This is a genomic window from Arthrobacter sp. THG-b23 (genome assembly GCF_059091265.1).
In genome coordinates this window covers 299,511-321,072 of record NZ_JBNHGM010000001.1, presented here as the reverse complement: position 1 = coordinate 321,072, position 21,562 = coordinate 299,511, and the positions used below count along the sequence as shown (strand labels likewise).

The 21,562-nt window shown below is 70.1% G+C and carries 24 protein-coding genes; 13 read left to right on the top strand and 11 right to left on the bottom strand.

Annotated features, from left to right (window positions below; genetic code table 11):
• Positions 1–13: 13 nt before the first annotated feature.
• From AC5RVD_RS01545 to AC5RVD_RS01515, 7 genes are all read right to left on the bottom strand, one after another.
• Positions 14–556, bottom strand: coding sequence for an AMIN-like domain-containing (lipo)protein (locus tag AC5RVD_RS01545; protein WP_494113198.1), 543 nt, complete (start codon positions 554–556; stop codon positions 14–16).
• Positions 557–959: 403 nt separating this feature from the next.
• Complete coding sequence (locus AC5RVD_RS01540) at positions 960–1,256, bottom strand: acylphosphatase (protein ID WP_494125730.1); 297 nt, start codon at positions 1,254–1,256, stop codon at positions 960–962.
• Positions 1,257–1,307: 51 nt separating this feature from the next.
• Positions 1,308–1,697, bottom strand: a complete 390-nt coding sequence (locus AC5RVD_RS01535; RefSeq protein ID WP_494113196.1) for a VOC family protein — start codon at positions 1,695–1,697, stop codon at positions 1,308–1,310.
• Between the two features lie 191 nt (positions 1,698–1,888).
• Positions 1,889–2,137, bottom strand: a complete 249-nt coding sequence (locus AC5RVD_RS01530) for a hypothetical protein (protein WP_494125729.1) — start codon at positions 2,135–2,137, stop codon at positions 1,889–1,891.
• A gap of 430 nt (positions 2,138–2,567) precedes the next feature.
• Complete coding sequence (locus AC5RVD_RS01525) at positions 2,568–2,939, bottom strand: glyoxalase superfamily protein (RefSeq protein ID WP_494125728.1); 372 nt, start codon at positions 2,937–2,939, stop codon at positions 2,568–2,570.
• A 68-nt stretch (positions 2,940–3,007) separates the two neighbouring features.
• Entirely contained in the window at positions 3,008–3,670 is a 663-nt protein-coding gene (locus AC5RVD_RS01520; RefSeq protein WP_494125727.1) for a septum formation family protein, read from the bottom strand.
• A 177-nt stretch (positions 3,671–3,847) separates the two neighbouring features.
• Positions 3,848–5,086, bottom strand: a complete 1,239-nt coding sequence (locus AC5RVD_RS01515; RefSeq protein WP_494125726.1) for a pyridoxal phosphate-dependent aminotransferase — start codon at positions 5,084–5,086, stop codon at positions 3,848–3,850.
• A 161-nt stretch (positions 5,087–5,247) separates the two neighbouring features.
• Here AC5RVD_RS01515 and AC5RVD_RS01510 point away from each other — a divergent pair, with 161 nt between their 5' ends.
• Positions 5,248–5,646 carry a RidA family protein gene (locus tag AC5RVD_RS01510; RefSeq protein WP_494125725.1) on the top strand — a complete coding sequence of 133 codons (399 nt, stop codon included), beginning with the start codon at positions 5,248–5,250 and terminating at the stop codon, positions 5,644–5,646.
• A gap of 79 nt (positions 5,647–5,725) precedes the next feature.
• Here AC5RVD_RS01510 and AC5RVD_RS01505 read toward each other — a convergent pair whose 3' ends face one another.
• Positions 5,726–6,196, bottom strand: coding sequence for a carboxymuconolactone decarboxylase family protein (locus AC5RVD_RS01505; protein ID WP_494113190.1), 471 nt, complete (start codon positions 6,194–6,196; stop codon positions 5,726–5,728).
• A gap of 82 nt (positions 6,197–6,278) precedes the next feature.
• Between AC5RVD_RS01505 and AC5RVD_RS01500 the strand changes: the two genes are divergently transcribed.
• The gene (locus AC5RVD_RS01500; protein WP_494125724.1) at positions 6,279–7,019 is read left to right on the top strand and encodes a DUF427 domain-containing protein; all 741 of its coding nucleotides are present in this window, start codon (positions 6,279–6,281) and stop codon (positions 7,017–7,019) included.
• A gap of 187 nt (positions 7,020–7,206) precedes the next feature.
• Positions 7,207–7,983 (top strand): sigma-70 family RNA polymerase sigma factor, encoded by a 777-nt coding sequence (locus AC5RVD_RS01495; RefSeq protein WP_494125723.1) that lies wholly within the window; start codon positions 7,207–7,209, stop codon positions 7,981–7,983.
• Here AC5RVD_RS01495 and AC5RVD_RS01490 read toward each other — a convergent pair.
• The gene (locus tag AC5RVD_RS01490; RefSeq protein WP_494125722.1) at positions 7,916–8,932 is read right to left on the bottom strand and encodes a glycosyltransferase family 9 protein; all 1,017 of its coding nucleotides are present in this window, start codon (positions 8,930–8,932) and stop codon (positions 7,916–7,918) included. The genes AC5RVD_RS01495 and AC5RVD_RS01490 overlap by 68 nt on opposite strands.
• Before the next feature lie 153 nt (positions 8,933–9,085).
• Between AC5RVD_RS01490 and AC5RVD_RS01485 the strand changes: the two genes are divergently transcribed.
• The 7 genes from AC5RVD_RS01485 to AC5RVD_RS01455 all read left to right on the top strand — a co-directional run bounded on the left by AC5RVD_RS01485 (position 9,086) and on the right by AC5RVD_RS01455 (position 15,860).
• Positions 9,086–9,625, top strand: coding sequence for a D-glycero-alpha-D-manno-heptose-1,7-bisphosphate 7-phosphatase (locus AC5RVD_RS01485; RefSeq protein WP_494125721.1), 540 nt, complete (start codon positions 9,086–9,088; stop codon positions 9,623–9,625).
• Positions 9,622–10,689, top strand: a complete 1,068-nt coding sequence (locus AC5RVD_RS01480; RefSeq protein ID WP_494125720.1) for a glycosyltransferase family 9 protein — start codon at positions 9,622–9,624, stop codon at positions 10,687–10,689. The genes AC5RVD_RS01485 and AC5RVD_RS01480 overlap by 4 nt, the downstream gene beginning before the upstream one ends.
• Positions 10,686–11,690 carry a glycosyltransferase gene (locus AC5RVD_RS01475; protein ID WP_494125719.1) on the top strand — a complete coding sequence of 335 codons (1,005 nt, stop codon included), beginning with the start codon at positions 10,686–10,688 and terminating at the stop codon, positions 11,688–11,690. Before AC5RVD_RS01480 ends, AC5RVD_RS01475 begins: the two co-directional genes overlap by 4 nt.
• A complete protein-coding gene (locus AC5RVD_RS01470; protein ID WP_494125718.1) occupies positions 11,687–12,949 on the top strand; it encodes a glycosyltransferase in 1,263 nt (420 codons plus the stop codon). The genes AC5RVD_RS01475 and AC5RVD_RS01470 overlap by 4 nt, the downstream gene beginning before the upstream one ends.
• Complete coding sequence (locus AC5RVD_RS01465) at positions 12,946–13,728, top strand: D-sedoheptulose-7-phosphate isomerase (RefSeq protein WP_494125717.1); 783 nt, start codon at positions 12,946–12,948, stop codon at positions 13,726–13,728. Before AC5RVD_RS01470 ends, AC5RVD_RS01465 begins: the two co-directional genes overlap by 4 nt.
• A complete protein-coding gene (locus AC5RVD_RS01460) occupies positions 13,725–15,086 on the top strand; it encodes a PfkB family carbohydrate kinase (RefSeq protein WP_494125716.1) in 1,362 nt (453 codons plus the stop codon). Before AC5RVD_RS01465 ends, AC5RVD_RS01460 begins: the two co-directional genes overlap by 4 nt.
• A gap of 72 nt (positions 15,087–15,158) precedes the next feature.
• Complete coding sequence (locus AC5RVD_RS01455; protein WP_494000785.1) at positions 15,159–15,860, top strand: SDR family oxidoreductase; 702 nt, start codon at positions 15,159–15,161, stop codon at positions 15,858–15,860.
• Here the strand turns inward: AC5RVD_RS01455 and AC5RVD_RS01450 are convergent.
• Positions 15,826–17,016: a glycosyltransferase family 9 protein gene (locus tag AC5RVD_RS01450; protein WP_494125715.1), complete on the bottom strand. Its 1,191-nt coding sequence runs from the start codon at positions 17,014–17,016 to the stop codon at positions 15,826–15,828. The two genes, AC5RVD_RS01455 and AC5RVD_RS01450, sit on opposite strands and share 35 nt — an antisense overlap.
• 369 nt (positions 17,017–17,385) lie before the next feature.
• Here AC5RVD_RS01450 and AC5RVD_RS01445 point away from each other — a divergent pair, with 369 nt between their 5' ends.
• Genes AC5RVD_RS01445 through AC5RVD_RS01435 form a run of 3 tightly spaced genes read left to right on the top strand, consistent with a single transcriptional unit; the run spans position 17,386 to position 21,184 of the window.
• Positions 17,386–18,783 carry an aldehyde dehydrogenase family protein gene (locus AC5RVD_RS01445; protein WP_494125714.1) on the top strand — a complete coding sequence of 466 codons (1,398 nt, stop codon included), beginning with the start codon at positions 17,386–17,388 and terminating at the stop codon, positions 18,781–18,783.
• On the top strand, positions 18,780–20,330 hold the full coding sequence (gene rfaE2, locus AC5RVD_RS01440) for a D-glycero-beta-D-manno-heptose 1-phosphate adenylyltransferase (protein WP_494125713.1): 1,551 nt from the start codon (positions 18,780–18,782) through the stop codon (positions 20,328–20,330). Before AC5RVD_RS01445 ends, rfaE2 begins: the two co-directional genes overlap by 4 nt.
• Positions 20,327–21,184, top strand: coding sequence for a glycosyltransferase (locus AC5RVD_RS01435; protein WP_494125712.1), 858 nt, complete (start codon positions 20,327–20,329; stop codon positions 21,182–21,184). The genes rfaE2 and AC5RVD_RS01435 overlap by 4 nt, the downstream gene beginning before the upstream one ends.
• On the opposite strand, the gene AC5RVD_RS01430 is transcribed toward AC5RVD_RS01435, so the two are convergent.
• On the bottom strand, positions 21,185–21,523 hold the full coding sequence (locus tag AC5RVD_RS01430; protein WP_494113176.1) for a hypothetical protein: 339 nt from the start codon (positions 21,521–21,523) through the stop codon (positions 21,185–21,187). It lies immediately after the preceding gene.
• Between the last annotated feature and the right edge of the window lie 39 nt (positions 21,524–21,562).

Below are 21,562 nucleotides of genomic sequence, written 5' to 3'. Positions count from 1 at the left end.
TAGCGCTTCAGGCCTACCAGCGGTGGGCCACGTCAATCACCAACCGGGACATGCTGCCCGGGCCATCCAGGGTGAAGACCCGGAACGGCAGGCGGGCGCGCACGCCGAGGCCGATGGTGGTGTACCCCTCGAAACTGCCGCCCCAGGAGAGCTGGCGGAACGTGGTGTAGCCGGCGACGTTAGCCAGTTCCCGCGGGTTGGCGGGCCGGTAGGTGGCGCGCCCGTTGGCGTCATACGCCGGAGCTTTCACGACCACCGCCAGGTCGGCGCCGCCGCGCAAGGGGATCGCATGGCCGGAGCCCTGGGCCCGCACCGTCCCGTACCTCACGGAGTAGCCGGCCACATCGCCGCGAAGGTCCACGACCATGCGGTCGAAGCAGGCATGCCGGCCGGTGCGGACGTTGGTAATGGGGGCCGTGGTGGTCCCCGGCGCCCACTCCGGCGTTGAGCCCCAGGTAATGCCGCAGTAGGGCGCTGCGGTGGCGGGGCCGGGCGCCACCAGTCCCAAGCCGAGAACCAGCAGGATAACGGACAGCCATGTGGGGAGCTTGCGCATGGCACACCGCCTTTCATGGGGGTGACAGATGCACTCAGAATAGGGGCGTTTTCCGCGGTGGGACCCGGCGCCTTCGCGATAACGCCGAAACCGTTACGGCCCGCGCCCCGGGCACGCTTTTCTTGATCCTTCGGTAACCGGAAACACGGCCCGCCCGTAATCAAAGACCGCGACAAGGAAGTGTTACGCCATTTCGTAACATAAATCACAACCCTGCAATTTAAAGGACGGCGAGTGGCATAATTCCAGCATTAGCCGGTTCGGACCCCCACTTTTTTGCCGGGCCGGCGAACCCCCAAGAGCCGGTCCCGCGTGAATATGCCGCGGGGCCGGCTCGATTTAAACGTCACACCAAGGTCCCGCTTGGGAAGAGCCCTCGGGGCGCTTGCAGGCCGGTGAAAACTCAGCCCACTTCGAAGCCGGTGAATCCGCCCCCCGGCGGGGCGTACGTCGTTTCGACAGCGTCCACGCGCCCCGGCGCCGCGCCGGACTTGAGCGCAGCCGCAAATTGCTCCACTGCGTCGCGGGGCCCCTCTGCCACCACACCTACGGTGCCGTCTGCCTGGTTCACGGCCGAGCCGACCAGCCCCAGTCGTTCAGCGTGTTCGCGTGTCCAGTAACGGAAGCCCACTCCCTGGACACGGCCGCTCACCGTCGCGCTCAGGCGGACGCTTCCGGCGGCTTCCTGTTGTTGGTGCATGCTTCGCTCCTGTTCGGACATCCGTCCAGCGTACGACGGCGCTGCCCCGCCTCACGCGGTGCCGGAACCGTAGGGGCGCGTTATGGCTTCCAGGAAGTGGCCGTTCGGGTCGGTGAAGTAGACGCCGCGGCCGCCGTCGTTGCGGTTAATTTGTTTGAGCCGGCTGCGGGCAGGGTCCGCCCAGTAGTCGATTCCGGCGGAGCGGATGCGGGTGAGGATCCCGTCGAAGTCGTCCTCGGTGACCAGGAAGGCGTAGTGCTGGGGCTGAACATTCCCGCCGGTGTCCGCGTAGTCGAGTGCCACACCGCCCTCCAGCAGGACCGTCATGAAGTGTCCGAACATCGGCTGCGGCGGATCGAGGCCGAAGATCTCCGCAAAGAATTCCGCCGACGCTTTCTTGTCTGCGGCGTAGACGATGGTGTGGTTGAACGAGACGGCCATGGCATGCTCCGAAGGCGGTGGCCGGGGCGGTGGCCGGCCGGAATGCTGGCACCCATTCAACTCCGCCCGGGCCGCCGGGACAAGCACGTGAACCCGGAAGGGTCATTAACGCAGCAACGGACGACGCCGGCGCTGTGGTGAGTGCCGAAGCCGTCCGCTCCGTGGTGGGGCTGTGCCGCCCCGTGGTGGCGTCAGCCCTTCTGCGGCAGCCGCCAGACGGTGCAATCCTGCGTGCTGATGGCGCGGCGTGAGCCGTCCACGTCATCGCGGATCCACACCAGGCCGACGCCGGGAGCGGTGCGGTCCACGCGGCCCCGGTACTGGACGGCGTTGTCCATGCGGGCCTCGACCGAATCGCCGCGGCGCAGATGCCCGAGATTGCGGATCCTGGTGGGGGTGGAATTGACCAGCGGGGACTGACCGGGTGCGGATGGTGTCATGCGTGACCTCCTGTGTCGTGGCGGTAAGGGCGTGCTGTACCAGGCGGATCAGCCGTGGGGCTGACCCTGCCGTGGCAAAGTTCGGGGACTGCTCGGTAGGCGAAATGCGCCGGCTCATGCCGGGTGCTGGTGAGCGCTAACAGCAAAGGCGGGCATCGATCCTGCAGGGCGCGGGAAAGAGCTTCTCCGCTGATCTCCTGCTGCAAAACTCGGTGGTTCCTCAGCTGTCCGTTGGCAGTCTCAGTTTAAGGAACACGCCCGGCGCGCCGGTTTATTCCGCCGGAGCAAGAAAAGTTTTTCCGGGCTTCCTCGACGGCGGCGGGCGGAACCCAGGCTTCGGCCACGGCAGATGACGGGCAATTCCCTGCGGGCGCTGCGGCGGCCACAGGGCCAGCCCGGAAGCCTCAGGGCCAGCGCGCGAGCGGTAGGTTCAGTCCCTGGCCGGCAGCTGCTGCAGCGCCCAAGTGTTGCCGTCCGGGTCGCTGAAGTAGACAAAATTCCCCCACGGCTGTGCGTCCACGGCGCTCGCGGCGACGCCGCGGCCGAGCAGTTCTCCCCGGGCCGCTTCGGCATCCGCAACGACCATCTGCAGCCCCTGCTGCGAGCCGGGCGCCATCTCCGTGATGCCCTCGCCGATCACGATGGAACAGGCCGAGCCGGGCGGCGTGAGCTGCACGAACCGCAGGCCGTCGCTTACCCGGTGGTCGTGGTCGGCATGGAAGCCAACCTGTTCCACGTAAAACTTCTTGGCCCGGTCGACGTCGGTGACCGGCACGGCCACCAGCTCGAGTTTCATCTCCATGACCGACACGCTAGCGCCGGCAGGGCACCCGGCGGTAGGGGCCGGCGCGGGACTGCGGGGCATGCCGGCTAATTCCCGAAATAGCCGCGCTCCAACAGGGAGCCGGGGTGGTACAGGCAAACGGACGTGCGCTCACCCGAATCCCAGTCCGCTTGCGTGGGGAACAAGAGCCGGTACGTACCGTCAGGGATCAACCGCGCTTCGAGAAACTGGAAAATAACGTCGCCGCATCGGGGTCCGGCCTCGCGGTCAAACGCCAACTGGCCCGGATACATGTCGCCGGCGTGCGTGACGGTCCCGAAAATCTCGCCTTCATGCGGCTCCTGGCAGGGCACCGGAAACAACGCGGTGGTCGTTGGGCCGGAGGAGTACTCCCAATCGAAGAACACGCAGTCGCCGAGGGACGCCTCACCCAAGGCGATGGGCCTGACGCCGGAAGACCATTGGGTCGCCAGGAAGTCGTCGATGTAGGCACTCGTACCCTCGGGATCTTCTGCTCCGACGGTCTCCGCGGGTGCTACAGTCGGGCGACCCTGCGGGGGCGAGGCCAGCCGGATGGGACCGTGGGATGTGCCGGCGGCCGAACCGGCTGCGTACCCGCCGCCGGAGGCTGCCTCGGTCGGACTCTCCGTCCCTGCCGCTGAGGCTCCCGTCTCCGCCGCCGGTTCCGAGCACCCCGTGAGCAGCAGCGCGCACAGCGCAATAAGGGCGGCCGTCTGCCTGGTCTGCATGTTCCCCCGATGCCCGGCACTGCAGCCGCCCGACCGGCGGCTGAACTTGTCGGCAGCCTAGCAGGCAAGCGCCGTTGGTCCGGGCGGCTCGGCTCACAGGTCCAACGCGCTTGACGCGACCGACCGGGCGCTGGCTTAGGCAGCGCGGCATGCCTTCACCCGGCGGGTAGGCAGGCTTTAGACGGCGGCAGCGGCGTCGGCCGTCTTCTTCCGGTGGATGGCCAGGAAGGAAGAAATTCTGCGCACCGCCTCTTCGATATCCTCTACCGACGGCAGGATCACAAACCGGAAGTGGTCCGGCGTGGGCCAGTGGAAGGCAGTGCCGTGCGAGACCAGGATTTTCTCCTCCTCGAGCAGGTCCAGCACAAACTTCTCGTCGTCCTCGAAGGGGTAGACCGCCGGATCGAGCTTGGGGAACAGGTACATCGCCCCGGCCGCGGGGACACAGCTGACCCCCGGAATCTGGTTGAGCAGCCGGCAGGCCAGGTCGCGCTGTTCGTGCAGCCGGCCCCCGGGCTTCACCAGGTCGCCGATGGACTGGTAGCCACCCAGCGACGTCTGGATGGCGTGCTGCGCCGGGACGTTCGAGCACAGCCGGAGCGAGGCCAGCAGCTCCAGTGATTCGCGGTAGGCCGCGGTCTCGGCGCGCGGCCCGCTGATCGCCACCCAGCCGGCGCGGTAGCCGGGCATCCGGTACGCCTTGGACAGCCCGCTGAAGGTCAGCACCGGCAGGTCGGGGGCCACGGAGGCGGTGTGGATGTGGACGGCGTCGTAGGTGATCTTCTCGTAGATTTCGTCGGAGAACAGCACCAGATCGTGCTTGCGTGCCAGAGCCGCGAACTGTTCCAGCACGTGCCGCGGGTACACGGCGCCGGTGGGATTGTTTGGGTTGATCAGCACGATCGCCCGCGTCCGGTCGGTGATTTTGGCTTCGACGTCCGCCATGTCGGGCCACCAGTGATTGTCCTCATCGCAGAGGTAGTGCACGGCCTTGCCGCCGGAGAGCGTGACCGAAGCCGTCCACAGGGGGTAGTCGGGCGCGGGGATCAGCACCTCGTCGCCGTTTTCCAGGAACGCCTGCAGCGTCATGGAAATCAACTCGGACACGCCGTTGCCGATGAAGATGTCCTCCACGCCGATCTGCATCAGGCCCTTGGTCTGGTAGTACTGCGAGATGGCCGTGCGGGCGGAGAAGATTCCCTTCGAATCGCTGTAGCCCTGGGCGCCGCGCAGGTGGTGGATCATGTCCACCACAATCGACTCCGGCGCCTCCAGCCCGAACGGCGCCGGGTCGCCGAGGTTCATCCGCAGGATGCGGTGGCCCTCCGCCTCCATCTTCTTGGCCGCGTGCAAAATAGGGCCGCGAAGTTCGTACCGGACGTTCTGGAGTTTGCTGGAATGTTGCATCGGACGCATGCCCCATTTTTTCACACAGTCCATCAGGCGTTCATGTGGGCTTCACCACTGTGCGGGTCTGGTGCCCGGTGCTGCAACCGCCTACCGTGGATACGCTCCCGCTCGGGCACCGGCACGTGGTGCCCGTCCAGCGCACCGGGGCCGGAAAACGGAGGAAAGCCATGACCCTCACGCACATCAATCCAGCCGGAATGTACCGCAGTCCGGCCTTTTCCCAGGGCGTGCTCGTGGACGGGCCCGGCCGGCTGCTGATCGTCGGCGGCCAGAACGGCATCAATGCCGACGGCTACATGGTCAGCGACGATCTTGCCGGACAGACCAGGCAGGCGATGCGCAACGTGCTGGCGGTCCTCGAGGAGGCCGGAGCAACGCAACGGGACGTGGCCAAGTTGAACATCTACCTCGCGGCCGGGCAGGACGCGAACGAGGGGTACGCCGCGGCCGCGGAGGTGTGGGGCCCGGTGCCGACGGCGATCACCGTCCTGCAGGTGGGCTCTGCCCGGCCCGGCGTGCTGGTCGAGATCGACGCGCTCGCCCAGGTCCCGTCGCAGCCTGAATAGCCGCGGCCCGGTGCCGCCGGGGCGCACCGGGGTCGCGAGCCGCGCCCAGCGATGTGCCGGCGTGTCCCGCCCGGGGCGGCTACTGCGGCCGGACCGGATGCTTGCTGATGATGGAAACGCGGTTGAAAGCGTTCATCGCGACGGTGATCCAGCTGACCGCGGAGAACTCGTCGTCGGTAAGTTCCTCGCGGGCTGCGGAGTAGGCGCGCTCCTGGCTGTGGTGGTCCGGCAGCTCGGTCAGCGCCTCGGCCAGGGCCAGTGCGGCCCGTTCCTTCTCCGTGAAGACCTCGGTGTCCCGCCAGGACGGAAGCACGGAAAGCCGCTGCGCGGTCTCGCCTTCGCCCAGGGCAAGCCGGGTGTGCATGTTCAGGCAGTAGGCACAGCCGTTGATCTGCGAGATGCGCAGGTTCAGCAGTTCCACCAATTTCCTGTCCAGGCCGGCTGCCTCGGCGGCGTCGGCTACCTTGAGCGCGACCCCGTTCAGGGCGCGGTGGGCCGCCGGTGTCTGCTTGTCGATGTAAAACCTGGCCGGACGTTCGTCGGTGCTCACTCAAAGCCTCCTTGTTGCTGGGGGGTGACCTCCATTCTGACAGCACTGCCCGGGGCGGCCCGATCGGAGTAGCGTGTGCCACATGGAATTTGGAAGGCCCTTCACGGAACCGACCGCGCGGCGCATCCGGGTGCGGCTGGGCGGAAGCCTGGTGGCGGACAGCACCCGGGCCAGGCTGCTGATCCAGTACGACACCGGCAGCCTGCCCACTTACTACGTTCCGCGGGAGGACGTGGTGGAAGGAGCGTTGTCCAATCCGCACACCGGGCGGGCGGGGCAGCAGGTATGGGACGTCGCCATTGGCAGCAAGCGGGCCGAAGCCGGGGCGTGGGAGCATGCCGACCCGTCGGGTGAACTGAGCCCGCTGGCCGGGCATGTGACGTTCTCGTGGCGCCAGTTGGAATGGTACGAGGAAGACGAACGCGCGCTGGTGCACGCCCGCGATCCCTACAAGCGGGTGGACACGCTGCGCAGTTCGCGCCGGGTCCAGGTCTACCTTGAGGGCGAGAAAATAGCTGACAGCATTCGGCCGCTGATGCTCTTTGAGACCCACTTGCCGGTCCGCTACTACCTGCCAGCCGACGACGTGCGCACTGACCTTTTGGAAGCCAGCGACGCGGTGACCAGCTGCCCGTACAAGGGCCAGGCCCGGTACTGGTCGGTTCGCGTCGGCGAGAACATCGTTCACGATGTGGTGTGGAGCTATCCGGATCCGATCCCGGAGAATCCCAAGATCCGCGACCTTTTCTGCTTCTACAACGAGAAGGTGGACCTGGTGGTCGACGGCCAGGCGCAGGAAAAGCCGGACACACCCTGGTCCTGATCCGCTGACGAAACCCGCCTGAGCGGCCACCGGCCTGCTTCTGCTGCTTATACCTTCTTCTCCGCGGAGAAGAAAAGACTTTTGCGCATTTTTTCGGCGGTGACCTGTTGCATAATCAGCATGCTTATGTTCTCTTGGGGGAGAAGCGGTTCTGGTCGCGCACTTCCCAACAGAGGGTGGGCTTCTGATGCAACACAACGAGAAAGACATACAGGTTTTATTCCGCAAGGCGAGACGCGCCAGGGGATCCCTGCGCGCCGCCCTGGAAGAGGAGCTGGTGCTGGGACACCTGGGCATTGCCGAGGGGATAGCCCGCAACTATTCGGGCCCCGGCAGGGAACTCGATGACCTAAACCAGGTTGCGCGGCTGGGGCTGCTCAAGGCGGTCCGCGGCTTTGACCCCGACCACGGCGCTGACTTCCGCGCCTACGCAGCCCCCACGGTCCACGGCGAGCTGAAGCGCTACCTTCGGGACAGCTCGTGGATGATCCGCCCGCCGCGCCACCTCCAGGACCTGCGGACCGCGGCGATCAAAATGACGTCGGAACTTGCCCAGCGGCTGGGCCGCGAACCCAGGCTGCAGGAGCTGGCCGACGCGCTCGCCGAAAGCCCGGAAACGGTCGCCGAAGCCCTCAACTGCCACGGCAGCCTGCGGCCGGAATCACTGGAGGGGACCCCCGACGGACAGGGCCTCGCCGAGACGCTGGCTGCCTCCGACGGCGGGACCGAACGGACCGAGGAACTGTTGATGCTGCGGGGCGCCATCCGCGAGCTGGAGCCGCAGGAACGGCAGCTGCTCTTCTACCGCTACTTCCAGGAGGAGTCCCAGCGCCGCATCGGGGAACGTATCGGCATGACGCAGATGCAGGTCTCCCGCGCGCTGGCCAGGATCCTGGTCAAGCTCCAGCACCGGGTGCTGGGGGAACGGCAGGCCCCGGCCCGGCAGCGGATGCGGACGGCGTAGCTACCGGCAGCTGCGCGACGGCGGCCAGGACGTCGTCCGGGCCGACGGCCAGCAGGGCGGGGTCCGGGTCCGCGGAGAACGTGTCGCCCAACCGCAGGCTCTCGTCGGTCAGGACCGTATGGGGCCCGGGCGGCGGACCCCATACGCTGACGGGTGCCGGCCCGAAAATGACCACCGACGGCCGGGCATAGGCCGAGGCCAGGTGGGCGGCCCCGGTATCGGCGGAAATCACGAGGGCGGCCTCGGCGATGGCCGCGGCAAACTCCGCCAGTGGAAGGGTGCCGGCGACCACGGTGTCCGGACCCAGCCCGGCCAATTCGGCCACCGCCTGTGCCCGAGGCCGTTCCGCCGTGCTGCCGGTGAACAGGATGCGGTGTTCCTGGGCTGCCAGTTCCCGGGCGACCGCGGCAAAGCGCTCGGCCGGCCACAGCCGGCTGCCGTAGGCGGCACCGACATGAAGTACCGCCGCTCCCGGGCAGGGGCTTTGGACGGCGGGTTTGTCCAGCCGGTAGTCGAGCGGATCCGCGTCTATCCCGTGCCACCGCAGCAGCCGGGCCCAGCGCTCGCGTTCGTGCACGCCTTCCGGCCACTGGGGGCCATCCCATCCGGGGGCCCGGTGGCCGACGCGCACGGCGGGCTGCAGGGCTTCCAGCCGGCCGCGGCTCTCCGGCCCGTTGCCGTGCAGGTTCACGGCGATCTCCACCCGGCCGGGAGCCAGCGCCAGCGGGACATCGAGTCCATGGGTGGCCAGCAGGTCGTCCACCGAGCCGGTCAGTCCGAGGATGGGCCGCAGCCAGGCCTGGGCGGCGTAGATGATCCGGTGTTCGGGGTAGGCCGCGCGCAGTGCCCGCAACGCCGGAACCGCGACCAAAAGGTCGCCCAGCTTGAGCGCCCGGAGTACCAGCAGTTCCGGGCGCCCGTCCCGTTCAAGTCCTTCAGGTTCTGCCACTGCACCCGTCCTTCCTTCCGGCTGTGCCCATCCTCCCAGATGCCCGCACCGTACGCTGCCAGCGGCAGCCGTTGCCGCGGCGGGAAGTGTGCGACACAAAAGTAGTAGCAGGAGAAGTGTTTAGGTCGCAGCCGTGCTGGGAACAGTGCTGGTATGAGCACAACTGCCGCATACCCGCCGCGGGCCATCCTGTTCGACCGGGACGGCACGCTGGTCACGGACGTGCCCTACAACCCGGACCCCGCGAAGGTCCGGGTTGTGGCCGGCGCGCGGGAAGCCGTCGAAGCGGTCCGCACCGCCGGGTTGCCGTGCGGGGTGCTCACCAACCAGTCGGGCATCGGCCGCGGCCTGCTGAGCCGGGAACAGGTCGACGCCGTCAACATGCGGGTGGAAGAGCTGCTGGGACCGTTTGACGTCTGGGAGATCTGCCCGCACAACCCGGACGACGGGTGCCCCTGCCGGAAACCGCAGCCCGGCATGATCCTGGCGGCCTGCCGCCGGCTCGGGCTCGATCCCGCGGAGGTGGCCTACGTCGGGGACATTGGCGCCGACGTCGAGGCCGCTGCCGCCGCCGGCGCCACCGGCGTCCTGGTACCGACCCCGGTGACCCGGCGCGAAGAGGTCGAGGCCGCCGCCGTGGTCGCCGAAGACCTCGCCGCCGCGGTGTCGCTGCTGCTGGAGGGCCGGCGGTGAGCCGTGTGTTGGTGGCGCGGATGGACAGCGTCGGAGACGTACTGCTGGCGGGCCCGGCGGTGCGGGCAGTCGCGGCAGGCCACGGTGGCAATCCCCGCGACGTCATGATGCTGTGCGGCCCGCAGGGCAAAGCCGCCGCCGAATTGCTGCCCGGCGTCGCAGGCGTTTTCAGCTGGGCCAGCCCGTGGATCGTCGACCCCGCGCCGCCGGCAACCCGGGAACACGTCGCCGCGCTGGCGGACTGGGTGCGGGCCTCGGAGATCTCCGAGGCCGTCATCCTCACGTCCTTCCACCAGTCGCCGTTGCCGCTGGCGCTGCTGCTGCGGCTGGCCGGCGTCGGCCGTATCACCGGCGCTTCCGTCGATTACGCCGGGTCGCTGCTGGATCAGCGGCTCCGGCCCGGCGAGGACTTCCCGGAGGACCAGCCGGAGGCCGAGCGGGCGCTGCAGATCGCCGCTGCCGCCGGGTACCGGCTTCCTGCCGACGACGACGGCCGGCTCCAGGTGCGCGGCATTCCGGATACCTCGGACCTGACCGGCGGCGAGCCTTACATCGTCGTTCACCCCGGTGCCTCCGTTCCGGCGCGGGCGTGGCCGCCGCTGCACCACGCCGCCGCCGTCGAACTGCTGATCGGCGCCGGCTACCGCGTGGTGGTCACCGGCGGCCCGCAGGAACAGGAGCTGACGGCGACCGTCGCCGTCCCCGGCGCGCTGGACCTGGGCGGGAAGACCGACCTGCGGAGCCTGGCCGGGGTCCTGGGCGGCGCGTCCGCCGTCGTGACCGGAAATACCGGGCCGGCCCACCTGGCCGCGGCCGTGGGTACCCCGGTGGTGTCCCTGTTCGCGCCGGTGGTTCCGGCGGTCCGCTGGGCGCCGTACAGGGTTCCGCTGGAGCTGCTCGGCGACCAGAATGCGCCCTGCCGGCTCAGCCGGGCACGTACCTGCCCGGTTCCCGGACATCCCTGCCTGGCCGAGGTGGCACCCGAAGAAGTGCTCGAGGCTGTACAGCGGCTGACCCGCGGCGTGACGTATCTGTCCGCCCGGAGAAAGACGAGGAACGCATGAAGATCCTGCTTTGGCATGTCCACGGCGGCTGGACCGACGCTTTTGTGCGCGGCCGCCACGAATACCTGCTGCCCGCCACCGCCGAGGGCGGGCCCTGGGGCCTCGGCCGCGCCGGCCGCGACTGGCCGTCGTCGGTCCGGGACGTGCACCCGGACCGGCTGCGCGATGAAGAACCCGACGTCGTGGTGCTGCAGCGGCCCGAGGAGATCGAGGAATGCGAGCGGCTGCTGGGCCGCCGGCCGGGACGGGACATCCCGGCGGTGTTCCTGGAGCACAACACACCCAAGGGGGACGTGCCCAACTCGCTGCACCCGCTGGCCGACCAGCAGGACATGACCGTCGTGCATGTCACCTACTTCAACCGGTTGTTCTGGGACTGCGGAACGGCGCGGACCACGGTGATCGAACACGGCATCGTGGATCCCGGTCCGCTCTACACCGGGGAACTGGAACGCCAGGGCGTGGTGGTCAACGAGCCGGTCCGCCGCTGGCGCGTGACCGGAACGGATCTGCTGCCGGCCTTCGCCGAGACAGGACCGCTGGAAGTGTTCGGCATGGGCGCCGACCAGCTGGGCGCCGCCACCGGGCTGGGCCCGGACCGGCTGCGTGTGCGCGGCGACCTGCCCGGCCCGCTTCTGCACGCGGAACTGGCCCGCTGCCGCCTCTACCTGCACCCGCTGCGCTGGACCTCGCTGGGCCTGGCGCTGCTGGAAGCCATGCATCTGGGCATGCCGGTTCTGGTGCTGGCCAGCACCGAGGCGGTCCGGGCCGTACCGCCGGAAGCCGGCGCCATCTCAGCGGATGTGGACCAACTGCGGCTCGAGGCGGCCCGGCTGCTGCGGGACCCGGAGGAGGCCGCTGCGCGGGGCGCCGTGGCCCGCGAGGCGGCACTGCGGAACTACGGGCTGCAGGCCTTTTTGGACAACTGGGACTCTCTGCTGGCAGAGACCACGACGCGCACCGGACGGGCCATTGCCGCCAACGAGAGGAGAGAGCCGTGAGGATATCGATGGTTTCCGAACACGCCAGCCCGCTGGCCGCGCTGGGTGGCGTGGACGCCGGCGGCCAGAACGTGCACGTGGCGGCCCTCTCCGCCGCCCTGGCCCGGCGCGGGCACAGCGTGCGCGTCTACACCCGCCGCGACGACCCGCTGCTTCCCGCCCGCGTGACCATGCGGCCGGGGGTGGAAGTGGTCCACCTCAACGCCGGACCGCCCGAGCCGGTCGCCAAGGACGAGCTGCTGCCCTTCATGGGCCAGCTGGCCGACGGGATCAGCGCGGACTGGGCCGACACACCGCCGGATCTGGTGCACGCGCACTTCTGGATGTCAGGGGTGGCGGCCCTGGACGCCGCCCGCCGCCCGGGCAGCCCGCCGGTGCCGGTGCTGCAGACCTTCCACGCGCTCGGCACCGTGAAACGGCGGCACCAGGGCGCGCAGGACACCAGCCCGGCCGAGCGGGCCTGGCTGGAACCGTCCGTCGGCCGCAGCGTGGACCGCATCATTGCGACGTGTTCGGACGAAGTGTTCGAGTTGGCGGCCATGGACATCCAGCGCGGCAACATCTCCATTGCCCCCTGCGGCGTGGACTTGGGACTCTTCAAGGCCGACGGCGAGGCCGAGCCGCGCGGCCGCGCCCACCGTATCGTCACGCTGGGCCGGCTGGTTCCGCGCAAGGGCATCGACCTGGCCGTGCAGTCCCTGCGGTTGCTCAAGGACCAGGGACTGGACGACGTCGAACTGATCGTGGTCGGCGGCGCCTCCGGTGCAACCGGGCTGGCGTCCGACCCGGAAGCGCAACGGCTGCGCGGCCTCGCCCGCGAGCTCGGCGTGGAAGAGCAGCTGGTGCTGCGCGGCCAGCTGCCGCGGGACGAAATCCCGGCGGTGCTGCGCAGCGCCGACGTCGTCATCTGCGCGCCGTGGTACGAACCGTTCGGGATTGTCCCGCTGGAAGCGATGGCCTGCGGCGTACCGGTGGTCGCGGCCTCGGTGGGCGGGCTGATCGATACCGTGGTGGACCGCAAGACCGGCCTGCACGTACCGCCGCGCGATCCGGTGGCGGTGGCAGACGCGGTGGCCGAGCTGCTGGCGAACCCCCAGCTGCGCCGCGAGCTCGGCCGCGCCGGCCAGCAGCGCGTGCGCAACCGCTACTCCTGGGACCGGGTGGCCGCCGACACCGAGAAGGCCTATCACCTGGCCGTCAGCAGGGGCTCGGGCGCAGTCGCCGCCGGCGTCCGGCAGTTGGAAGGGGAGGCACTATGAAGCGCCCAGCCGGCCGCGCCAAGACGGCAGCAAGAACCACGGCGCTGGCCGCGGCCGCCCCCGCCGCCCCTGCCCGAACGGAGGCTTACGTGCGGCCGCCCGGGCCGGGACCCGCGGGACCCGCCCTGGTCCCGGTGCCGGCGGCCGGCCCGAGGCAGGCCGGGACCGAAGCGGTGGACGCGGTCCTGGCGCACCTGCAGGAGGTGGCGCCGGCGGTGGAGTCGCTGCGCGCCCAGGCCGGCCAGCTGGCCGGTTGGGGAACCGAACTGGCCGGGCGCCTGATGGGCGGCGCACGCCTGCTGGCGGCCGGCAACGGCGGCTCCGCGGCGGAAGCCCAGCACCTCACCGCCGAACTGGTGGGGCGTTTCGACGGCGAACGCCGGGCCTTTTCCGCCATCTCGCTCCATGCGGAGACCTCGGCGGTCACGGCCATCTCCAATGACTACGGCTTCGACCAGCTGTTTGCCCGGCAGGTCCTGGGCCACGGCCGGGCCGGCGACGTGCTGCTCCTGCTGACCACCAGCGGCAAGAGCGGGAACCTGCTGCGTGCGGCCGAAGCTGCCCGCAGCATCGGCGTGACCTGTTGGGCGCTGACCGGCCAGGCACCGAATCCGCTGACCCTGCTGTGCGACGACTACGTAGCCGTGGAGGCGGCGCCGGCCAATGTGCAGGAAGGTCACCTCATGGCGCTGCACGCCATCTGCCGGGCCTTCGACGCCGAGGTGGCGCGCCTTGAGGCAGGCACCGCCGGCGGGCGCGGGCAGGGAGGCCGGTCATGAGGATCGTGGTGGTGGGCGATGTACTGCTCGATGCCGACGTGGAGGGTGCGGCAACCCGGCTGAGTCCGGACGGACCGGTACCGGTGGTTGATGCTGCCGAAACGACCTACCGCGCCGGCGGAGCCGGGCTCGTGGCACGGATGCTGGCCCGCGACGGCCGGGACGTCCTCCTGGTCACGGCAATGTCCGACGACGGCGCTTCCTCCCGGCTGCACGACGCCCTGGACGGCGTCCGCGTGGTCGCCGGGCCATCCGGCGCCCCAACGCCGGTGAAAACCCGGATCCGGGCCGGCGGGCAGTCGGTGGTCAGGGTAGACGAAGGCTGCGCCCCGGCACCTGTGCCGGTCCCGACACCGGACATGCTCGACGCGCTCGGGACGGCCGACGCCATCGTCGTGGCGGACTACGGCCGCGGCTTGGCGGCCGCACCCGCGCTGCGCGACGCCCTGGCCTCGCTGGTGCACCGGATCCCCGTGGTGTGGGATCCGCACCCGGCAGGCCCGGCCCCGGTCGAGGGCGTGGCCGCCGCGACGCCGAACCTGCCCGAAGCCCTGCGCATCGCCGGACAGCGGGACAGCGGCACCCGGGAAGCGGCACTGGCCGCGGCGGAACTGCGTTCACGCTGGAACAGCGGCGCCGTCGTCGTCACGCTGGGCGCGGAAGGAGCCTTGATCCAGACGGACGGCGACCTGCCGCAGGCCGTTCCCGCCCCGACGCTGGACCCGGCCGACACCTGCGGAGCGGGGGACCGGTTCGCCGCCTCCCTGGCGGTGGCGCTGGCCTCCGGGCAGCCGCTGACCGCCGCGGTGGAAGAGGCCGTCAGGCAGGCGGCGGCTTTCCTCGCCGCAGGCGGGGTGGCATCGCTTCGGCGGGAAACGGCCCCGGTCCCGCTGCGCGGGCCGGGGGTAGACGCCATGCGCGTTGCCGCGCAGACCCGCGAAGCCGGTGGCACCGTGGTAGCCACCGGAGGCTGCTTCGACTTGCTGCACGCCGGCCACGCCCGGACCCTGGCCGCCGCCCGGAAGCTGGGCGACTGCCTGATCGTCTGCCTCAACTCGGACGATTCGGTCCGCCGCCTCAAAGGCGAAGAGCGTCCGATCATGAACCAGGAGGACCGCACCGAGCTGCTGCTGGCGCTGGAGTGCGTGGACGCGGTGCTGGTCTTCGACGAGGCCACCCCCGAAGCGGCGCTGGAACGGCTGCGCCCGGACATCTGGGTCAAGGGCGGCGACTACACCGCGAACCAACTGCCCGAAGCGCGGCTGCTGCAGTCCTGGGGCGGGCAAACCGTCACCGTGCCCTACTACCCGGCGCGTTCCACCACCGGCCTGGCCGCCGCCCTGGCGAAGGTCGGCTGAAACACAGGACCGCTCCGCCGATCCGGCGGGCCCTGGACCGAAGAACCATCCCCGAACCTGAGGAGGAAAAACATGAGCATTGCACCAACGAACCCCGGGCGCGTCCTGGTCACCGGCGGAGGATCCGGACTCGGAGCCGCCGTCGTGGAGGCGGTCCTTGCCGCCGGCGGCACGCCGGTCGTGCTGGACCGTGACGTCAGCCGGGTGGGCCGGGCCAAGAGCATCGAGGTGGACGTCGCCGACCGCGCCGCCGTCGAAGCGGCGGTGCAGCAGGCCGCCGATACCCTCGGCGGGCTGGACGCCGTCGTGACGGCTGCCGGGATTGACCGCTGCGGACGCCTGGAAGATGTACCGGCCGAAGAATGGGAAAAGGTCATCGGCGTCAACCTGATGGGCACTGTCTCCGTGGTGCGCGCGGCCCTGCCGCACCTGATGTCCTCCCACGGGCGGGTGATCACGGTCGCCTCGTCGCTGGGGATCAAGGCCGTCTCCGACGCCACCGCCTACTGCGCCTCCAAGTTCGGCGTGGTCGGTTTCAGCCGGGCGCTGGCGGCCGAAACCCGCGGGCAGGTCGGAGTGACCACCATGATTCCGGCCGGCATGAAGACCAGGTTCTTCGACGACCGCACCGAGCAGTACAAGCCGCAGGACGACTCCCGGCTTAACGATCCGGAACGGGTGGCCGATGCCATCATCTTCGCCCTGTCACAGCCGAAGGGCTGCGAGGTGCGCGAGATGGTCATTTGCCACGAAGAAGAAGACTCGTGGCCCTAAGCTGGCGCAGGTCCGCGTAGACATCCTCTGCGCGGACCTGATCCGTCAGGGAGAATTCGTGGCTGCAGCGTTCGGCTGTCCAGCCCACTTGCCTCAGATCGGAGCCGCAGGCCGGGCACTGCGTCATCCAGGACATGTGGATCCGGTGCATGGTCCGGCCGAGTGCCCCGGCCATGATCATGTTGCCGGCCCAGTAGATGCCCACCGTGGGCGTTCCCACCGCCTGCGCCAGGTGCCGCGGCCCGCTGTCATTGCCGACCATCACGTCGCTGGCGCGCAGCACGGCGGACAGCTCATCCAGCTCCAGCCGGCCGGCCACGAAGTCGATGCTGCCGCCGCTGCCGGTTCCGGCCGCCCCGCGGCCCAGGCCGACCACTTCCTCGGCCAGCGCCACATCGGATTGGTCGCCTACGACCAGGACCTGGCACCCGTCGTCGGCCGCCCACGCGGCCACCTGGGCAAACTCCGACGCCGGCCACCGACGCCGCGGGTCGGTGGCGCCCGGGTGGATGGTCACCAGCGATGGCCTGCCTTCTTCGAGCAGCCCGGCCAGCATCGCCTCTTCGTCGGCCATGGGCTGCAGCTCCGGCTGCAGCGCGGCCGGAGCCGCGCCGGCCAGGCCCACCACCTCCAACGCGCGCAACACCTCGTGCTGGTAGTACAGGTACGGGATGGACCGCTCGAGCGCGGCCGCGTCTTCGGTCCGGGTACCCACCGTGTGCCGCGCGCCCAGTTCCAGCAGGAACGGGTTCGAGTTCCGGCCGCCGCCGTGCAACTGCACGGCCAGATCGAACTGCTCGGCGCGCATCCGCTGCTGGAAGCGGGCGATGGCCTGCGGATCCTCCGGTCCCGGGCGAACCCCGTGGGCGAACGGCAGCGGTTCCACCCGGTGCACCGGGCCGGGCCTGCCGCGAAACAGCGCGGCGTGGGCCTGCGTGCCCAGCAGGGTCAAGCTGGCCTCCGGATAGGCGGCAGCCAGCGACTCCAGTGCCGGAACCGAAAAAAGCACGTCGCCCAGTCCTCCGCCCCGGAGCACCGCAATCTTCCGCACACCCTCGAAGGGCTCCAACACCGGTCCGATGCCCCGGCCATGCCGGGCCTCGGTACTGAGCCTTTGGCCACCGAAAGCGGCGCCGCCTGTGGGAGAACCAGCCATCTCCACCTCCTGGATCAATGTCCCGCGCGGCGCCTCCACCCGACGCGCGGGTTTCAGGTCTGCCGCAACCCCTGTGAACCCGCCCCCGCGGGCCCCTCGTGAACTTCACCCTAGGGTGCTTTCGAGCCGCTGGCCAGAGCCCGAACCGGGTCCGGAGGCACGAACCGGCCAGCGGGAACCGGCTGCACACCGATGCCTGAAACCGCGCGATGTGTCTGAACCCGCGGGATGCGGGGTAGGGAACCAGTACCACGCATTGTTGCCGGTGTCGGCGTGCCCGTGGCGGGCACCGGACTGCCGCTGCGTGCCGTGGACTTTGGCCAGAGACCAAACGGGCAGGCCCAGGCCGCCGTGGAGGGGAGGAGCAATATGACCACCGATTCCGATACTGCCCGGGATTTCGCCTTACTGGAGGTGCACGACCCGAGGGACGGCAGCCTGGTGGGCGGGCTCGAGGAAACGAGCCCCGACGAGGTGCTGGCCGCCGTCGCCGCCGCCAAGGCTGCCCAACCCGGCTGGGCAGCCACCGATGCTGCCGCCCGCGGCGAACTGCTGGAAGCGGCCGCGGCGGCCTTGCAGGAGCACTCGCAGGAGCTGGCCGAGATGAACGCGCGGGAAACCGGTCGGCCGGAACATGAAGCCCTGGAGGGCGTGCTGGCCGGGGCCGGGACCCTGCGGCAGTACGCCCAGCTGGGCCCCGTGCACCGCGGCCGCAGCCTGCGCGGCGGTTCGCTTGCCGCCGACTACACGGTGAACGAACCGCGGGGCGTGGCGGCTGTCCTCACGCCCTGGAACGATCCGGTGGCGGTGGCAGCCGGGCTGCTGGGTGCCGCCCTGGCCACGGGAAACACCGTCCTGCACAAACCGAGCGAGCGCTGCCCGCACCTGGGCGAGTTGCTCGGTCGGATTCTTTCGGACGTGCTGCCGCCGCGGGTCTTCACGACGCTGACGGGCGGACCCGCGGTCGGAGCGGCGCTGGCCGGCCATCCTGATGTCGACGTGATCGCGCACGTCGGATCGAGCCTCACCGGCGCCCGGATTGCCCGGGCGGCGGCGCTCACCGGCGCCCATGTGATCCGCGAGAACGGCGGAAACGATCCGCTGATCGTCGACGCCGGCGTCGATCCGGCGTGGGCGGCGGAGCAGGCCGCCATCGGGGCGTTCGCCAACAGCGGGCAGATTTGCACGTCGGTGGAGCGGATCTACGTGCACCGCGACGTCGACGGCCCGTTCTGTGAAGCGCTCGTCGCCGAGGCCCGAACACGCAACGACGCCGGACTGATGGCACCGCTCGTGGACCGCAGGCTGCGGGACAGCGTCAACGCCCAGGTGGCAGAGGCGCTTTCGCTCGGTGCGACGGCTGCCGAGGGCGGCTCGGTGCCCGAGGGGCCGGGCGCCCATTATCCGGCCACCGTGCTGCTGGACTGTACGGACCGAATGACCGTGATGCAGGAGGAGACCTTCGGCCCGGTGGCCCCGGTCCGGGTGGTTGACAGCTTTGACGACGGGCTGCAGCTGGCGGCGGAGGGCCGGTATGGTTTGGCCGCCACGGTGCTGACCCCGGACCTGGAGCATGCGCACCGGGCCGTTGCGGCGCTCCAGGTCGGCACGGTTAAGATTAACGCCGTCTTCGGCGGTGCGCCGGGCGGTTCCGCCCAGCCCCGCCGGGACAGCGGCGACGGGTTCGGCTACGGCCCCGAACTGCTGGACGAGTTCAGCGCGGTGAAGGTGGTCCACGTCGGCCTGCCCGGTGGGGTGCGGCCATGAGCACGCCCCTGTCGGACGTTTCCGGGCTGGCCGGCTGGTTGCCGGCCCGGCTGGCAGAGGCCGCACCGCAGGTCACCGTGGTGGGCGACGTGATGCTGGACGGGTGGTTCAGCGGCCGGATCGAACGGTTCTGCCGGGAAGCCCCCGCCCCGGTGGTGGACATGACCAAGCGGGAGTACGCCCCGGGCGGCGCCGCCAACACGGCCATGAACCTCGCCGCCCTCGGGGCGCGGGTGCGCATTGTCGGCCTGATCGGCGGGGACGACGCCGGACGGCGGCTGGGTGCCCTCCTGCAGGGTGCGGGGGTGGACATTTCGGGGCTGGTGGAACACGAGGACGTCCTGACCACCACCAAGTACCGCATTATCGGCGGCGACCAGATCATGCTGCGGCTGGACGAGCGCACGGAGCGGGTACCGGAAGCGGCGCAGGAACGGCTGGCCGCAGCCGTGCCGGACGCGCTCGCCGGCAGCGACGCCGTGGTGGTCTGCGACTACGGTTCCGGTGCGTTGGGCGATGCCTTGCGCAGCGTGCTGGCCCGTCACCGCGACGGCCGGCTGCTGGTGGTCGACGCCCACGACCCGCGGCCCTGGTCGGCGATCGCGCCGGACCTGGTCACTCCGAATGCTGCGGAAGCTGCCGCGCTGCTGGGCATGACGCTGGATCCCGACACGGACCGGGCCGCCGCCATAGCCGACCATGCCGGGGAGCTGCTGCAGGCGACCGGGGCGGGCGCCGCCGTCGTCACGCTGGACAAGGACGGTTCTTTCCTGCTGACGCCCGACGGCGGAACCCACCGCACCTGGGCCAGCCCCGTCACCGAGAAGCAGGCGTCGGGCGCCGGCGACACGTACGTGGCCTGCCTGACGCTGGCGCGGGCCGCGGGACTGCAGCTCAGCACGAGCCTGGACCTGGCCCAGGCCGCCGCGGATGTGGTGGTGCGCCGGCGCGGCACGTCGGTCTGCGGCACCACCGACCTCGCCGCGCACCTGGGCAGCTTCTCCGACGCCGCGCTGGGTGCGGAGGCGCTCGGGCAGGCGGTCGCCGCCGAGCGGGCCTCGGGCAAGCGCATCGTGCTGACGAACGGGTGTTTCGACGTGCTGCACCGCGGGCACACCCGCTACCTGAACCAGGCCAAGCAGCTGGGCGACGTGCTGGTCGTGGCGCTGAACAGCGACGCGTCCGCCCGGCGGCTGAAGGGACCGGACCGGCCGATCAACCCGGCCGCCGACCGGGCCGGCATCATCGCTGCCCTCAGCTGCGTGGACTACGTGACCATCTTCGACACGGACACGCCCATCCCGCTGATCGAAGCGATCCGCCCCGACATCTACGCCAAGGGCGGGGACTACTCCCCGGAGATGCTTGAGGAAGCGGCGGTGGTGGAAGCCTGCGGAGGCGAGGTCTGCATCCTGGACTATGTCTCCGACCACTCCACCACGGCGGTGGTCCGCCGGATCCGCGGCTCCGCGCCCGCGGCCGGGACAGGTACCGCGCCGGAGGCGGGAGCGGATCCGGCGCCCGCCTCGGGAGCCGATTCGGCGTGAGCCGCCGGAGTTCAGCCAGCTGGGCCCTGGCTTCAGCGGAATCAGGGCCTGAGCTGGACGTGTTGGTGCCCAGCTACGGCCGGGAAGCGGAGCTGGCGGTAACGCTCGCCGGGCTGGCGGCACAGGACGGTCCGGCGTTCTCGGTCATCATCAGCGACCAGACCGACGGCGCCGCCGGCTGGGAGCACCCGGCCGCCGGTGCCATGATCAGGGTGCTGGAAGCCCAAGGGCGCTCGGTCCGGCTGGAACGGAATCTGCCCCGGCGCGGGCTGGCCGAGCAGCGCGACTTCCTGCTCCGGCTTGCCACGGCTGAACTGGTGTTGTTCCTGGACAACGACGTGTGGCTGGAACCGGGCATGCTGTCCCGGATGACGGCGGCCATTCGCGAGGCGGGCTGTGGGTTCATCGGTGCCGCGGTGCAGGGCATGTCCTACCTGGACGACGTACGGCCGGGGGAGCAGGAACCCTTCGAACTGTGGGACGGTCCGGTGCGCCCCGAGCGCATCCGGCGTGCTGACGACCGGTTCGGCCGCTGGCAACTGCACAACGCGGCAAACCTGACGCATATCGCCGCCGAGCTGGGAATTCCGGACGGCGGCTGGCGGCTGTACAAGATCGCGTGGGCCGGCGGCTGCGTGCTGTACCGGAGGAGCGCGCTGCTGGATTGCGGCGGCTTCGGGTTCTGGGAGGAGTTGCCGGCGGCCCACGCCGGCGAAGATGTGGTGGCGCAGCTAAGGGTCATGGAACGCTACGGCGGTGCCGGCATCCTGCCCTCCGGTGCCGTGCACTTGGAATCGCCGACCACCGTCACCGACCGCTCAACAGAAGCCGCGGACGTCGTGCTGCGGGATTGATCAGCCGGCCGCAACCTGCCCGGCGTCCTCCCACCCGCCGCCGACCGTGTAGCTGGCGACCAGCGTGCCGGCGCCGGGCTGCATCGAATCGTCGGGGTCGTCATAGAGCTGCGCCGTGTCCGCCTTGCTGTTGGACAGGATGGACTCCGCCGCTTCCTTGGCCTCCGCCAGCGACGCCCCGAACACCTCGCTGCGGGCGGGCAACTGGTCCGTGCGGACGATTTCCGCATCCGTTTCGCTCAGCGGGACTGTATAGCCGCGGTGTTCTTCGCTGATCGGGAACTCGAAGCTTCCCTCGTCCGGCGCGGCCGGGATGATGTACTCCAGGTAATAGGACATGGCGGTGCTCCTTTCGGCGCTGGTCGGCCGCCGGTCAAT